General features: G+C 71.4%; 11 protein-coding genes and 1 pseudogene. 2 read left to right on the top strand and 10 right to left on the bottom strand.

Going from position 1 to position 15,027, the window contains the following annotated elements; genetic code table 11:
- The 9 genes and pseudogenes from JFN87_RS07470 to JFN87_RS34065 form a co-directional block, all read right to left on the bottom strand.
- The coding region (locus JFN87_RS07470) for a gamma-glutamyltransferase family protein (RefSeq protein WP_245178899.1) at positions 1-1,180 on the bottom strand (1,180 nt) is incomplete at its 3' end.
- A complete protein-coding gene (locus tag JFN87_RS07465) occupies positions 1,161-2,258 on the bottom strand; it encodes an ABC transporter ATP-binding protein (RefSeq protein ID WP_209339108.1) in 1,098 nt (365 codons plus the stop codon). The genes JFN87_RS07465 and JFN87_RS07470, both read right to left, overlap by 20 nt.
- Entirely contained in the window at positions 2,255-3,238 is a 984-nt protein-coding gene (locus JFN87_RS07460) for an ABC transporter ATP-binding protein (RefSeq protein WP_209339107.1), read from the bottom strand. Before JFN87_RS07460 ends, JFN87_RS07465 begins: the two co-directional genes overlap by 4 nt.
- Positions 3,238-4,143 carry an ABC transporter permease gene (locus tag JFN87_RS07455; protein WP_307865350.1) on the bottom strand — a complete coding sequence of 302 codons (906 nt, stop codon included), beginning with the start codon at positions 4,141-4,143 and terminating at the stop codon, positions 3,238-3,240. The genes JFN87_RS07460 and JFN87_RS07455 overlap by 1 nt, the downstream gene beginning before the upstream one ends.
- Positions 4,140-5,093, bottom strand: a complete 954-nt coding sequence (locus JFN87_RS07450; RefSeq protein ID WP_209339106.1) for an ABC transporter permease — start codon at positions 5,091-5,093, stop codon at positions 4,140-4,142. The genes JFN87_RS07455 and JFN87_RS07450 overlap by 4 nt, the downstream gene beginning before the upstream one ends.
- Before the next feature lie 33 nt (positions 5,094-5,126).
- The gene (locus tag JFN87_RS07445; RefSeq protein WP_209339105.1) at positions 5,127-6,671 is read right to left on the bottom strand and encodes an ABC transporter substrate-binding protein; all 1,545 of its coding nucleotides are present in this window, start codon (positions 6,669-6,671) and stop codon (positions 5,127-5,129) included.
- A 103-nt stretch (positions 6,672-6,774) separates the two neighbouring features.
- Positions 6,775-7,506, bottom strand: coding sequence for a M24 family metallopeptidase (locus JFN87_RS33550; RefSeq protein WP_307865349.1), 732 nt, complete (start codon positions 7,504-7,506; stop codon positions 6,775-6,777).
- Positions 7,507-7,684: 178 nt separating this feature from the next.
- Positions 7,685-8,044, bottom strand: a pseudogene (locus JFN87_RS33545) (aminopeptidase P N-terminal domain-containing protein); the annotation flags it as partial.
- 233 nt (positions 8,045-8,277) lie between these two features.
- Entirely contained in the window at positions 8,278-8,850 is a 573-nt protein-coding gene (locus tag JFN87_RS34065) for a helix-turn-helix domain-containing protein (protein ID WP_209339104.1), read from the bottom strand.
- Positions 8,851-9,090: 240 nt separating this feature from the next.
- Between JFN87_RS34065 and JFN87_RS07430 the strand changes: the two genes are divergently transcribed.
- Positions 9,091-12,933: a GH92 family glycosyl hydrolase gene (locus tag JFN87_RS07430; RefSeq protein WP_209339103.1), complete on the top strand. Its 3,843-nt coding sequence runs from the start codon at positions 9,091-9,093 to the stop codon at positions 12,931-12,933.
- 63 nt (positions 12,934-12,996) lie between these two features.
- Here the strand turns inward: JFN87_RS07430 and JFN87_RS07425 are convergent, their stop codons facing one another.
- The gene (locus tag JFN87_RS07425) at positions 12,997-13,650 is read right to left on the bottom strand and encodes a TetR/AcrR family transcriptional regulator (RefSeq protein WP_209339102.1); all 654 of its coding nucleotides are present in this window, start codon (positions 13,648-13,650) and stop codon (positions 12,997-12,999) included.
- Positions 13,651-13,814: 164 nt separating this feature from the next.
- Here JFN87_RS07425 and JFN87_RS07420 point away from each other — a divergent pair, with 164 nt between their 5' ends.
- Positions 13,815-14,981, top strand: coding sequence for a CaiB/BaiF CoA transferase family protein (locus tag JFN87_RS07420; protein WP_209339101.1), 1,167 nt, complete (start codon positions 13,815-13,817; stop codon positions 14,979-14,981).
- Positions 14,982-15,027: the final 46 nt, after the last annotated feature.

Here is a 15,027-nt window from a genome sequence, read left to right as displayed (position 1 = left end):
CGCCGGCGGCGGCCCCGCCCACGGTGCCGGCGGCGGCGCCGTCCTGGGCGCCCGGGTAGTGCGGCAGCCGTGGCGCGCGGCCGTCGGGGGCGCCCGGCCGCAGATCGAGGGACGCGGTGTCGCCGATGAGCTTCGCGCGCTCCTGGTTGTACGCGGGGCTGAGGAGTGCGGCGACGGGGACGTCGGTGAAGCGCGGGTCGCCGTACCAGGCCTCGCGGTCGGCGAAGGCGAGCTTCCCGGCCTCGACGACGGTGTGCACCCAGTCGGCCGAGCCCGGGCCCATGGCCGTCAGGTCGTACCCCTCGAGCAGGGCGAGTTGCTGGAGGAAGACGGGCCCCTGGCCCCACGGCCCGCTCTTGCAGACGGTGTGGCCGTGGTAGTCGAAGGTGACGGGGTCCTCGACGGTGGGGTTCCACGCGGCGAGGTCGTCCGCGGTCATCAGGCCGCGGTGCGGGGTGCCGGAGGTGTCCATGACCTCCGTGCCCTGGCAGTACGCGCCGATCGCCTCGGCGACGAACCCCCGGTACCAGGCGTCGCGCGCGGCCGTGATGCGGTGCTCGCGGCTGCCGCCCGCGGCCTCGGACTCGTCCACGACGCGCCGGTAAGTGGCGGCGAGCGCGGGGTTGGTGAAGCGGCTGCCGGCGCGCGGCACCGCGCCGCCGGGCAGCCAGGTGGCGGCCGAGGTGGGCCAGTGGGTGCGGAACATGTCCGCCACGGTCTCCAGGGCGGACGAGACGCGCCCGAGCAGCGGGTGGCCCTTGTCCGCGTAGCGGATGGCGGGCGCGAGTACGTCCGCCACGGACCAGGTGCCCCAGCGCTCCAGCAGGAGCAGCCAGGCTCCGAAGGAGCCGGGCACGACGTTCGGCAGGAAGCCGGTGCCAGGCACGACGTCGAGCCCGAGGGCGCTCAGGGCGTCGCCGGTCGCGGCGGCAGGCGCGACGCCCTGGCCGCAGACCACGGAGACCTTCTCCTCCCGCGGGTCCCACAACAGGATCGGCACGTCGCCGCCGGGGCCGTTGAGGTGCGGCTCCACGACCTGGAGGACGAACCCCGCGGCGACGGCTGCGTCCGCGGCGTTGCCGCCGCGCTCCAGCACGCTCATGCCGGTGGCGGAGGCGAGCCAGTGGGTGGAGGCGACCATGCCGAAGTCGCCGACGAGCTCAGGACGTGTGGTGAACAACGCCGTTCCTTCCCTGGGTGATGTCGGGGCCGCCGGTCGCCGGGTCCACGAGGTGGCAGGAGACGGGGTGGTCGGCGCGGGTGACACCGGCGAGCGGGGGCACCTCGGTGCGGCAGCGGTCCACGGCGACGGGGCAGCGGGGGTGGAAGGGGCAGCCGGGAATGCGGGTGGCCTGGCTGGGCAGGTCGCCGCGCAGGACGACACGTCCGGCGGCCCTGGTGGTGCGCGGGTCCGGCACGGGCGCCGCGGACAGCAGCGCCTGCGTGTACGGGTGCTGGGGGTGTGCGAAGAGCTCTTCGCGGGTCGCGGTCTCGACGATTCTGCCGAGGTACATGACGGCGATGCGGTCGCTGATGAACTCGACGACGGACAGGTCGTGGGTGATGAACAGGCAGGAGAAGCCCATGTCGGCCTGGAGGTCGAGGAGCAGGTTGAGTATGGACGCCTGGACGGACACGTCGAGTGCGGAGACCGGTTCGTCGGCGACGACGAGCCGTGGCGCCATGACGAGGGCGCGGGCGAGCGCGACGCGCTGGCGCTGGCCGCCGGAGAGCTCGTGCGGGAAGCGCGTGGCCATCCGGGCGCGGAAACCCACACGTTCGAGCATGTCGAGGGCCCTGCGGCGGCGCTGCGCCGCGTCGCCCTCGCCGTGCTGGCGCAGCGGCCCGCCCACGATGTCGCCGATCTTCATCCGGGGGTCCAGCGAGGAGTAGGCGTCCTGGAAGACGACGTGGACGTCGCGTCGCAGGGGCCGCATCGCGCGGCGGTTGATGGTGGAGATGTCGCGGCCGAGGAGTTCGATGCGGCCCTCGGTGGGGTCGGTGAGGCGTGCGACGCACTTGCCGACGGTGGACTTGCCGCTGCCGGACTCGCCGACGAGGCCGAGCACCTCTCCCCTGCCGATGCGCAGGTCGACGCCGTCGACGGCGCGGATCGGGCCGTTCCTGCGGGCGGCGCGCGACCTGCCGGGGTAGTGCTTGACCAGCCCGCGCACGTCGAGTACCGGGTCGTCGGCCGCTGGGCCGCCGGGGCCGGGTGGTTGTGCCGCGGCGCCCGGCTGCTCGGGTATGTCGTTCATGCGGTCCCTCCAGGGCCCGGGTGGTAGCAGGCGACCAGGTGGCCGTCGTCGACCCGGCTCAGGGCGGGCCGCTTCGCGGTGCAGCCCGCGTCGGCGCGCGCGCAGCGGGGCGCGAACTGGCAGGCGTCGGGGTCGGTGGTGGGCGGCGGCACCATGCCGGGGATCTCGGTGAGCCGGCGCCGGCCGCCGCGGCGCGCGGCGCGTGCGGGCAGTGCGTCCATCAGGCCGAGCGTGTAGGGGTGTTGCGGCTTGTCGAAGAGGGCCGCGGTGGGGGCGTGCTCGACGTGGCGCCCGGAGTACATCACGACGACGTGGTCGGCGACCTCCGCGACGACACCGAGGTCGTGGGTGATGAGGATGACGGCCGTGCCGAGTTCCTCGCGCAGCCTGCGGATGATGTCGAGCACGGCTGCCTGGATGGTCACATCGAGCGCGGTGGTGGGTTCGTCGGCGATGAGGACCTTGGGGTCGCAGGCGACGGCGGTGGCGATCATCACGCGCTGCCGCATGCCGCCGGAGAGCTCGTGCGGGTAGGCGCCGAGCCGCCGGCGTGCGTCAGGCATGCCGACGAGTTCCAGCAGCTCCACGACGCGTTCGCGCACCTGCCCGCGGTTCATGTCGGTGTGGCGCCTGATGACCTCTCCGATCTGCTTGCCGATCGTGTAGGCGGGGTTGAGGGACGTCATGGGCTCCTGGAAGACGACGGAGATATCCTTGCCCCTGATGTCCTGCATGCGCTTCTCGGGCAGCCGCGTCAGCTCGGTGCCGTCGAGGACGACCTTGCCGCCGATCGTCGCGTTGCCGCCGTCCAGCAGCCGCGGCACGGCCATGGCGGTGGCGGTCTTGCCGCATCCCGACTCCCCGACGAGCGCGAGGATCTCGCCGCGCTCCAGCGAGAAGGACACGTCCTTGGCGGCGTGGACGGGGCCGTCCTCCGTCCGGTACTGGACCCGCAGGTCCGTCACTTCGAGGAGTGGCATCACAGCTCCCTGGGGTCGAGCACGTCGCGCAGGCCGTCACCGAGGAGGTTGAAGCCGAGCGTGGTGAGGGCGATGGCGACGCCCGGGAAGACGGCGAGCAGCGGGTCCTGCGCGAGGAACTGCTGGGCGCTCGTCAGCATGACGCCCCAGGAGGCCTGGGGCGGCTGAACGCCGAGGCCGAGGAAGCTGAGCGCCGCCTCGCCGAGGATGCCGGCGGGGACGGCCACGGTGGCCTTCACGATCAGTGTGTTCGTCATGTTCGGCAGGATGGACCGCCACATGATCGCGAGGTCGCGCGTGCCGTCGGCGACGGCCGCCTGGACGAAGTCCTGCTGCCTGAGCACGAGCGTCTCGCCGCGGACGACGCGGATGACGGACGGGACCTCGGCGACCGCGAGCGCGATGATCACGTTGTGCAGCGACGGGCCGAGGATGGCCGCCATGCCCACGGCGAAGATCAGGTACGGGAACGACAGGACGACGTCGTTGATCCGCATGAGCACGGAGTCGGTCCAGCCCCTGAAGTAGCCGGCGGCGAGGCCGACGGGCACCCCGACGGCCATGGCGAGGGCGGACGACACCACTCCGGCGAGCAGCGACACGCGCGCGCCGTTGCAGATGCGCGCGACCACGTCGCGGCCGAGGTCGTCGGTGCCGAGCCAGTGCGCGCCCGACGGTCCCGCGAGGATGTCCGTCAGCCCGAGCCTGGTCGAACTGCCCGCGACGTACGGCCCGATGAGCGCGACGCCGAGGAAGACGACGACCATGACCGCGCCGATGACGGCCATCCTGCGGCCGAGCAGCCTGTGCAGGCTGCGCCGCCACCCGGTGCCCAGGGCGGCCGCCTCGGCCCCGGCGGCCTGGCCGGCGGCGAGGCCCGTCTCGTCGACGGCTGTTTCGTTCACTGCGAGCCTCCAGCCATGCGCAGGCGTGGATCGAGGTAGGCGTACGCGACGTCCACGAGGAGGTTGATGACGACGTAGCCCGCGACGGTGACCAGGACGGCGCCCTGGATGACGGGGTAGTTGCGTGAGGAGACCCCGTCGACGATGAGCTTGCCGAAGCCGGGGATGACGAAGATCTGCTCGGTGATGACGGCGCCGCTGATGAGCCCGGCGAGCTGGAGGCCGACGACGGTGGTGACGGTGGTGAGGCTGTTGCGCAGCGCGTGCCTGATCTGCTGGCCGCGCGAGAGCCCCTTGGACCGTGCGGTGCGCACGTAGTCGGCCCCGAGCTGGCTGAGCAGGGACGAGCGGGTCTGCCGCATCACGACGGCGGCGAGGCCGAGGCCGAGCACGAGGACGGGCATCACCATGCGTTCGAGGTTGCCGACGGGATCGTCCGCGAGCCCCACGAAGCCGGAGGCGGGCAGGATGTGCCAGTGCACGGAGAACACGACGATGCCGAGCAGTCCGAGCCAGAAGTGCGGCACGGACAGGCCGAACAGGCCGAATCCGTTGGCCGCGTAGTCGAGTGCCGTGCCCCTGCGCACCGCGGAGACGATGCCGGCCAGCACACCGACCAGGACGCCGACGAGGATGGCGAGGAAGGTGAGTTCCAGTGTGACGGGGAGCCGTTCGCCGAGCACCTGGGTGACGGGGGCCTTGTCCTGGGTGGAGGAGCCGAGGTTGCCCTGCAGCGCCTGCCCCATGTAGTGGAGGTACTGGACCGGCAGCGGCTGGTCGAGCCCGAACTGCTTGCGGATCGCGGCGACCACCTGCGGTGTGGGGCTCTCGCCCGCGAGCACGGTGGCCGGGTCGCCGGGCAGGGCACGCACCCCGAGGAACACCGCGATGCTGGCGAGGAAGAGCGTGATCACGGCGGCGCCTGTGCGACGGAGTATGAACTCAATCATGAGACATGCGGATCTTCCTGGGATGGAGGCAGGTCAGCGGGACAGGTAGGCGGTCTTGAACCGGGGGATGCCGTCCGGCGGGTAGACGACGCCGTGCAGCTTGTCGCTCGTGCCGACGAACCAGCGGTCGTGGTAGAGGTAGAGCAGGGAGCGGTTCTGGCCGACCCGGCGTACGGCGGCGGCGTAGAGCGCGGCACGCTTCTCGCTGTCGTTCGTCTGCGCGGCCTGGGCGATCAGCCGGTCGACGGTCTTGTCGTCGGAGCCGGAGAAGTTGTTCGATCCGCCCGTGGTGATGATGTCGTTGGTGTCGCCGTCGGGGTCGACGCGTCCCGACCATCCTTCGAGGAACGTGTCGAACTGGCCCTTGCGCGCGAGGTCGAGTCCCGAGACGAGGTCGATCGGGCGCACACTGACCTTGAAGCCGACGTCCTCGGCCATGGATTGGATGACCTGCGCCTCGCGCTGGCTGGCGGCGCCCGTGGGCACCATCAGCTCGACGGGGACGGGGGTCTTCACACCGGACTTCTTGACGAGGGCGCGCGCGGCCCCGGGGTCGAACGGCGTGCAGTGGGGAGCGGTGCGCAGGGGGCTCTGCACCGGCAGGGGGCCGCAGTCGGGGACCATCTGCCCGTTCCACACCGCCTGGTTGAGCGCGTTCCTGTTGATGCTCATCTCGAAGGCCTTGCGCAGGCCGGACGAGTGGCTGAGCGCGGTCTTCGCGTTCTTGCGCACGTTGATGGAGATCGACTGGTAGGCGATGGTGTCGGAGTGCAGGACCTTCTCGCGCCCCTCGTTCTCCAGGTTCAGGGCGTCGCTGGCGTCGAGGTGCTCGGCGGCCTGGATGTCGCCCGACTCCAGGTTGGCGGTGGCCACGCTGGAGTTCTTGATGAACCGGTAGACGATGCCGCTGAGCCTCACCTTGGCGCGGTCGTAGTAGTAGGGCGACTTGGCGAAGGAGATCTGGTTGCCCGAGACGCGGCTCTTGAAGGAGAAGGGGCCCACGCACACAGGGGCCGTGCCGAACCTGGCGCCGAGTTTCTTCAGCGCGGTGGGCGACATCACGAGGCCGGACCGGTCGGCGAGTTGGGAGAGCAGCGGGGCCGAGGGGTGTTTGAGCACGAGCCGCACGGTGTCCGGGTCCTTGACCTCGACCCGGGAGACCGCGTTGAGCTCGCCTGCGCGGGCGGAGGCCTTCGCCGTCAGGTCGCGGTCGAGTGTGGTCTTGACGGCGGCCGCGTCGAGCGGTGTGCCGTCGTTGAACCTGATGCCCTTGCGCAGCGGGATGTCCATCGTCCTGCCGCCGTCGGACATCTTCGGCATGCCGGCGGCGAGTTGCGGCACGATCTTGAGGTGGGAGTCGACGTCGTAGAGCTTCTCGCAGAAGCTGGTGAACACCATCCTGGCGGCGAAGGTGTCGGCGAACGTCGGGTCGAGGCTGTCGGGCTCGGTGGGTGTGGAGATGACGAGCGTGTCGGAGCCGGCGCCTGCGATGGCGCCGCCGCCGGGTGTGGAGCACGCGGTCAGCAGGAGTGCCGCCGAGGCCGCGACGGCTCCCGCGGCGAGGGTACGTGGGCGCATGGGACCTCGATGGGTTGCGCGTGGGCGGAGTGGGGGACGTGTGCGGCGGGGCGGAGGGGGACGTGTGCGGCGGGGTGGGGGGCGTGTGCGGCGGTGGGGCGGACTAGGAGGACTGCGGGGTCCGCATCCAGCGCTCCAGGCCTGGCGCGTCGAGCGGCAGCGCGCCGGACAGGACGTCCGAGCCGTCGGCGGTGACGAGGACGTCGTCCTCGATGCGCGCCCCGATGCCGCGCAACTCCGGCGGGACGGTGAGGTCGTGGGCGTGGAAGTAGAGGCCGGGCTCGACGGTCAGGACCATGCCGGGCGCCATCGTCCTGCCGTGGTAGGCCTCGTACGTGGAGCGTGCGCAGTCGTGGACGTCGAGGCCGAGGTGGTGGCCGATGCCGCAGATGAGGTAGCGGCGGTGGTGCTGGCCCCGGTCGCCGAGCGCCTCGTCGACGGAGACCGGGAGGAGCCCCCAGTCGTGCAGGCCGCGCGCGATCACCTCCATCGAGGCGTGGTGGAAGTCGGTGAAGGGGCGGCCGGGGCCGACGGCGGCGAGGCCCGCGCGGTGCGCGCGCTCGACGAGGTCGTGCACCTGGCGCTGGACCGGCGAGAACGTGCCGCCGGCGGGGAAGGTGCGGGTGACGTCGGCCGTGTAGTGGCTGCGCGTCTCCACACCCATGTCGAGCAGGAGGAGGTCGTCCTCGGCCACCGGGCCGTCGCAGCGCACCCAGTGCAGGGTCGGCGCGTGCTTGCCGCTGCCGACGATGGTGGCGTAGCCGGGGCCGTTGCCGACGGTGCGCGCGTGGCGGTCGAAGGTGCCCTGGAGCCAGCGCTCCCCGCCGCCCCGCACGGCGGCTGGTATCTCGGCGGTGACGGCCGCGAAGCCCGAGCTCGCCCGACGGCGCGAGGCCGTGTGCGGCGAGCGTGTTCCCGTCGAGCGTCCCGGCGACGAGCGGGTCGCGGAGCCGGCCGAGTGCGGTGCCGAGTCCTTCCGTGTCGCGCACGTCGATGCCCAGCGCGTCGCGCCAGTCGGCCGCGCCCGGTACGGGTCCTGCCCACAGTTCGCCGCGCGCCGCGTCGGTGAAGAACGCGTGACCGCCCGGGCGTGCCGGCTCCGGCAGGTACAGCACGGCGTCGTGTCCCGCGCCCGCCGGGGTGAGCACCAGGACCGCGCGCTCCACGGGCGCGCCGGTCAGCCACAGGAAGTCGCTGTCCGGACGGAAGTCGTAGTACGTGTCGTTGCTGCGGACCGGGGCGCTGCCCGATCCCACCACGAGCGCCCTGCCCGGATGGAGCGCGCCGAGCAGTTCCCGGTGCGCGGCGGCCGCGGCGACGGCGCCCGGCACCAGGCCGGGCGTACGGTCCGCGTCCGCCCAGCCGGCTCCCATCAGCTCGACGAACGAGGGGAGTTCGCCCAGCCGGGGAAGGCGGGCAGGTGCGGTGGAGAGTGATTCGTTCATGCCGGATCCGCCCTTCGGTGCAGTGGTCCTTCGGGGGCTGCCGTGGCGGACGATCAGTTCTCCCCCGCACGCGATGTCACACATGGAACCGAACTGTCTACGTTCCATACAGCGAACACCCAGAAACTAAGGCACCTCCTGGGGGGTGTCAATGGTCTCACCTAAGGGACTTCACGGGGGAGGTTGACGAGGAGCACGGACCGTACGGGCTCGCCGGGAGCGGCGTAGGCGTGCGGGAGGGCGGCGTCGAACGACACGTAGTCGCCGGGGCCGAGGCTGACGCGGTCCCCGTCGACGAACACGTCGAGGCGCCCGGCCTGGACCACCGCGTGCTCGGTTCCCTCGCGCACGGGGCACTCCCCGCGCTCCCCCGCGCCGATCCGCTGTTCGTAGAGGTCGCAGACGAGCCCACCGCTCTCGATCCTCCCGTAGTGGCGCAGGCACGCGCCCTCACCGGTGAGCGGGGCCAGGTCGCCGGCCCTGACCACGGCCATGTCCCGGCGGGCGGGCGGTTCGAGGAGGCGCGCGAGGGGCTCGCCGAGGGCGCGCGCGAGGCTGGAGACGGTCTCGATGGTGGGGTTGCCCGCCCCTGACTCCAGTTGGGAGAGTGTCGCCTTGCTGAGGTCCGAGAGCCGGGCGAGCCGGGAGAGCGACATGCTCTTCCTGGCCCTCGCGGCCTTCAGGTTGGCGGCCAGGACGTCCCGCACGGATCTCTCGCGGGGGTCAGCGCTCACCGTGGCACCTCTCCAAGCGTTCGCTATAACGCACACTTTTCGTTCACTGTAATGAACGGTTGTGGCGACGACAACGCGCAACCCGGTGATCTTCGGGCGCGCCGGGCGACAGCGGGCTGACCACCCGTGAGTAACCTCGGCAACACCCTTGACGGTCCCTACAGTTCCCCGGATAACGTGACCCGGCAGGAACCTGACAACGTTGTCCAGTATCTGACCAACCCTCATGGGAGCGTACGCATGCAGCACCCCCATCCCCCCAGCGGGCGGCCAAGACGCAGACGGTCGCTGACCGTCGGCCTGGCGGCTCTGGCTCTCGTGGCCTCGGCACAGGGCTCGGCTCTGGCCGCCTCCGCCTCGTCAGCGGGCCGGCACCACGCGAAGACGTCCTTCAGCTCCTCGTTCGAGGCGAACGACCCCGCTCCCACCTGGACGGACACGGCCGAGACCGGGAGGGGCGGCGCGCCGCGGGTCTCCGGCGTCAACGGCAAGTACAACAGCGGCGCCCCCGGCAACACGAACGACCACGTGGCCGCGATCACCGCCAGCAACGAGAACACCGGCGGCGGCGAGGTGGCCCGCAACCTGACGGACGGCGACTCCGCCACCAAGTGGCTGGCGTTCACCCCGACCGCCTGGGTCACCTACGACATGGACGCCCCCGTCACCCTGACCGGCTACGCGATGACGTCCGCCAACGACCACGCGGAGCGCGACCCGAAGTCCTGGAAGCTGGAAGGGTCCACGGACGGCAAGGACTGGAAGACTCTCGACACGCAGAGCGACCAGTCCTTCTCCGACAGGTTCCAGCTCAAGAACTACGACCTCGGCGGCTCGCAACCCGCCTACGCCCACTACCGCCTCGAGGTCACCGCCAACAACGGTGCCACGGACGCCACCCAGCTCGCCGGCCTGCAGCTGATCTCCGGCGCCACCGACGCGCCGCCGCCCCCGCAGATGCTCACCCGCGTCGACAGCGGGCCGACGTCCTCGCCGACCGCCAAGGTCGGCATGGGCTTCACGGGCAAGAAGGCGCTGCGCTACGCCGGTTCGCAGACCGCGAAGGACCGCGGCTACTCGTACAACAAGGTCTTCGACGTGAACGTGGCCGTGCGCCGCGACACGCAGCTCTCGTACGAGATCTTCCCGGCGATGCCCGGCGGCGACCTCAGCTACCAGGCCACCAACGTCTCCGTCGACCTGGCCTTCACCGACGGCACGTACCTCAGCGACCTCGGCGCCGTCGACCAGAACGGCTTCGGCGTCAGCCCGCGCGCACAGGGCGCCTCCAAGTCCCTGTACGTCAACCAGTGGAACCACCGTGTCTCCAGCATCGGTGACGTCGCCGCGGGCAAGACCGTCGACCGGATCCTGGTGGCGTACGACGCGCCGAAGGGGCCGCAGAAGTTCCAGGGCTGGGTGGACGACATCGGCCTCGCCGTCAAAAAGCCCGCCAGGCCGAAGGCCCACCTCGCGGACTACGCGCTGACCACCCGGGGCACGAACTCCAGCGGCAACTACTCGCGCGGCAACAACTTCCCCGCGGCCGCAGTGCCCAACGGCTTCAACTTCTGGACGCCGGAGACCGACGCGGGCTCCACGAGCTGGCTCTACAACTACGCCAGCACCAACAACGCGGACAACCTCCCCGAGATGCAGGCGATCGGCCTCAGCCACGAGCCGAGCCCCTGGATGGGTGACCGGCAGACCTTCCAGCTGATGCCGTCCACCGCCTCCGGCACGCCGGACACCTCGCGCACCGGGCGCGCGCTGCCGTTCAGCCACGCCAAGGAGGAGGCGCGGCCCTACGAGTACGGCGTCACCTTCGAGAACGGGCTGAAGGCCCAGGTGGCACCGACCGACCACGCCGCCATGATGCGCTTCACCTACCCGGGCAAGGACGCGTCGGTCATCTTCGACAACGTCTCGAAGCAGGGCGGCCTGACCCTCGACAAGTCGAACGGCACGTTCACCGGCTACTCCGACGTCAAGAGCGGCCTGTCCACGGGCGCCACGCGGCTGTTCGTGTACGGGAGCTTCGACTCGGCCGCCACCGACGCCGATTCGAGCGGTGTCACCGGCTGGATGAGGTTCCACGCCCGGCACGGCCACACGGTGACCCTGCGGATGGCCACCTCGCTGATCAGCGTCGACCAGGCCAAGGCCAACCTCGAGCAGGAGATCCCGGCGGGCACGCCGTACCGCAAGGTGCGCGACGACGCCCGCGCCCAGTGGGACAAGCTCATGGGCCGCATCACGGTGAAGGGCGCGACCGAGGACCAGCTCACCACGCTCTACTCCAACATGTACCGGCTGTACCTGTACCCCAACTCGGGTTACGAGAACACCGGCACGAAGAGGCACCCGGTCTACCAGTACGCCAGCCCCTTCTCGCCGATGAAGAGCCAGGACACCGCCACGCACACCGGCGCGAAGATCGTCGACGGCAAGGTGTACGTCAACAACGGCTTCTGGGACACGTACAGGACCACCTGGCCGGCCTACTCGCTGCTCACGCCGAAGAAGGCGGGCGAGATGGTCGACGGGTTCGTGCAGCAGTACAAGGACGGCGGCTGGACCTCGCGCTGGTCGTCGCCCGGCTACGCGGACCTGATGACGGGCACGTCGTCCGACGTGGCGTTCGCCGACGCCTACGTCAAGGGCGTGAAGTTCGACGCCGAGGCGGCCTACGACGCCGCGGTGAAGAACGCCACGGTGGTGCCGCCGTCCTCGGGCGTCGGCCGCAAGGGCATGAACACCTCCCCGTTCCTGGGATACACCACCACCAGCACCGGTGAGGGCTTCTCCTGGGCGATGGAGGGCTACGTCAACGACTACGGCATCTCCCAGATGGGCAAGGCGCTGTACGCGAAGACGGGCAAGAAGCGGTACAAGGAGGAGTCCGCGTACTTCCTCAACCGTGCCCAGGACTACGTCAAGCTCTACGACAAGCAGGTCGGCTTCTTCCAGGGCCGTGACGACCAGGGCAACTGGCACCTGCCGCCCGGCCAGTACGACCCGCGCGAATGGGGTGGCGACTACACGGAGAGCAACGGCTGGGGCTACTCCTTCACCGTGCCGCAGGACACCAGGGGCCTCGCCGACGTGTACGGCGGCCGCGCCGGGCTGGCGAAGAAGCTCGACACGTTCTTCTCCACCCCGGAGACGGCGACGTTCACCGGCGCCTACGGCGGTGTCATCCACGAGATGATCGAGGCCCGCGACACCCGGATGGGCGAGCTCGGCCAGAACAACCAGCCGGCCCACGCCATCACGTACATGTACGACGCGGCAGGCCAGCCGTACAAGACGCAGGCCAAGGTCCGCGAGGTGCTCTCCAGGCTCTACCAGGGCTCCGACATCGGCCAGGGCTACCACGGTGACGAGGACAACGGCGAGCAGTCGGCCTGGTACATCTTCTCGTCGCTCGGCTTCTACCCGATGGTGATGGGCAGCGGCGACTACACGATCGGCTCCCCGCTGTTCAAGCAGGCCACCATCCACCTGGAGAACGGCCACAAGCTGACCATCAACGCCCCGCGCAACAGCTCCAAGAACATCTACATCCAGGGTGTGAAGTTCAACGGGAAGCGGTGGAACTCCACCTCGCTCCCCCACGACCTGCTCTCCAAGGGCGGCACGCTGGACTTCTCGATGGGCTTGAAGCCTTCGTCGTGGGGCAGTGGCGAGAAGGACGGCCCGACATCGATCACCAAGGGCGACCAGGCGCCGGCGCCGCGCACCGACGCCCTGTCGGGTGAAGGCGCGCTCTTCGACAACACGTCGGACACGAACGCCACGTTCACGTCGATCGACCTGCCGCTCGGCACGTCGGGTGACGCGGTCAAGGGCGTCCAGTACACGCTGACGTCCTCGGACCGCACGAAGGCGCCGGACGGCTGGGTCCTCCAGGGCTCCACGGACAACAGCCACTGGACGACGCTCGACAAGCGGTCGAACGAGTCGTTCAGCTGGGACAAGCAGACGCGCCCGTTCACCATCGCCCACCCCGGCTCCTACACGCACTACCGGCTGGTGGCCGACCACCAGAGCACCCTGGCGGAGGTGGAACTGCTGCACTGACCGCGCCGCACCGCAGTACCGGCCGGGGGCTCGCCGCACAGCGGCGGGCCCCCGCGCCGTCGGTCACCGTGCGAGGCCGCCGCGGCCGCCGAGCGCCCTGAGCGCGAAGTCGACGACGCGGTCGCCTGCCGCGCGCGCGCCGTCGGGCGAGGGGGCGGCGAGCTGCTCGTCGAAGGCCTGCCGCAGCAGCGAGCCGATGCACCCCGCGTCCGCCGACGCGTCGCTGACCCAGGGGAACTCGCCCCGCTCCCTGCCCTGTTGAAGTATCCCGGCGAGCAGCCCGTCGGCGACCGCGTCGACCCTCGCTCGCTCCGCCCCGTACCCCTTGGCCCGCACGGCCTGCTCGCAGACCATGAGCAGCACGTTCCGCCGGCGCCGCGGGTCCCAGGTGAGCCGCAGCGTGGCACGCACGAAGCGCCGCAGCGCGTCCGTCGGCGACGAGGCGGCCCTGGTGACGTCGCGCATCTCGGCCGTGAAGCGCTCGGCGTCCCTGCGGAACATGGCGAGCAGCAGGTCGTCCTTCGAGCCGAAGTGGCGGTAGAAGGCGCGGGTGGACAGGCCCGCCTCGGCGAGTATCTCTCCCACGGACGCGGACTCGCCGCCGCTCGCCGCGAGGCAGCGGTGGGCGGCCTCCTCGATGCGTACGCGCTCGCCGTCGCGCCCGGGGATGTCCCGCATGTCCCGCACCGCCTCGTTCCCGCCGCCCCGCCGGGCCATTGGGCCGCCCTCCCTGTGCTGCGTTCGCCGTCGCCGCTGTCCTTCAGGTGCGCCAGGGTAGCGGGGCGCCCCTCCGTGCCGGTTCACGGGGCGGCCGGGCCGACAGGGAGCGGACCCGTCAGTAACATGCGGCGGAGCAGCGACCGTACGACGACGGAGGTCACGTGAGCGCCGACCGCACCCCGCACGCACCGCAGGCCGCCCCGCCGCGCACCGGCCCGCTGGCCGGGATCCGGGTGGTGGAGCTGGCCGGCATCGGCCCGGCTCCGATGGCCGCTATGACGCTGGCCGAACTGGGGGCGGACGTCGTCCGCGTGGACCGGCCGGTCCCCTCGCTGGTGACGGACGGCCTCGACCGGGGCAGGCGCTCGGTGGTGGTCGACCTCAAGCACCCCGAGGGCCCCGAGGCCGTGCTGCGGCTCGCCGAGCGGGCGGACGTCCTGATCGAGGCGTACCGTCCGGGCGTCGCCGAGCGGCTCGGCGTGGGGCCCGTCGAGGCGCTGGGCCGCAACCCGCGCCTGGTGTACGGGCGGATGACGGGCTGGGGCCAGTCGGGGCCGCGCGCGTCGACGGCGGGACATGACATCAACTACGTATCGCTGACGGGAGCGTTGTCCGCGATCGGCCGCGCGGGCGGCCCTCCGCAGGTGCCGGTCAACCTGCTGGGCGACTTCGGCGGCGGCTCGATGTACCTGCTGGTCGGTGTGATGGCTGCGCTGCACCACGCGCGGTCGACCGGGCAGGGGCAGGTGGTCGACGCGGCGATCGTGGACGGCCTCACACACCTCTCCTCGATGGTGTGGGCGCAGCGCCGCTACCACGGATGGACCGACGAGCGCGGGACGAACCTCCTCGACACCGGCAGGCCGTTCTACGACGTCTACGAGACGTCCGACGGCGGCTGGTTCGCGGTCGGCGCGCTGGAACCGCGGTTCTACGCGGGCCTGGTGGAGCTCCTGGGCCTGCCCGAGTGGGCCGGGTGCCAGTACGACGCCGAGCGCTGGCCCGCGATGCGCGCCGCGTTCGCCGCGGTGTTCGCCTCCCGTACCCGCGCCGAGTGGGAGGAGGTCTTCGACGGCTCGGACGCCTGCGCCTCGCCCGTGCTGAACTGGGCGGAGGCGGTGCGCGACCCGCACCTCGCGGCGCGCGGGACACACGACACGGTGGACGGCGGCGACGTCCCCTCCCCCGCACCGCGCTTCTCGGCGACCCCGACGCACACGGCCCAGGCACCGGGGCCCGTGGGCGGCGACGGGCGCCGCGTCCTCGCTGAGTGGTCGGTGCGGGACGCGGACGCGCTGCTCGCGGGCGGCGCCGTACAGGACGCGTGAAGTCCGCCCTCACACCGGCCCTTTGGCACGGTGTGAGGGCGGGGCT

Origin of the sequence: Streptomyces montanisoli (assembly GCF_017813245.1) — a bacterium.
GTDB lineage: Bacteria > Actinomycetota > Actinomycetes > Streptomycetales > Streptomycetaceae > Streptomyces > Streptomyces montanisoli.
Note: the sequence above shows the minus strand (reverse complement) of the source record. Positions and strands in the feature narration are given on the sequence as shown.

Coding starts and splice junctions, on each gene's coding strand:
- JFN87_RS07465 (WP_209339108.1), bottom strand. CDS start 2,258: ATGAACGACATACCCGAGCAGCCGGGCGCCGCGGCACAACCACCCGGC.
- JFN87_RS07460 (WP_209339107.1), bottom strand. CDS start 3,238: ATGCCACTCCTCGAAGTGACGGACCTGCGGGTCCAGTACCGGACGGAG.
- JFN87_RS07450 (WP_209339106.1), bottom strand. CDS start 5,093: ATGATTGAGTTCATACTCCGTCGCACAGGCGCCGCCGTGATCACGCTC.
- JFN87_RS07445 (WP_209339105.1), bottom strand. CDS start 6,671: ATGCGCCCACGTACCCTCGCCGCGGGAGCCGTCGCGGCCTCGGCGGCA.
- JFN87_RS07430 (WP_209339103.1), top strand. CDS start 9,091: ATGCAGCACCCCCATCCCCCCAGCGGGCGGCCAAGACGCAGACGGTCG.
- JFN87_RS07425 (WP_209339102.1), bottom strand. CDS start 13,650: ATGGCCCGGCGGGGCGGCGGGAACGAGGCGGTGCGGGACATGCGGGAC.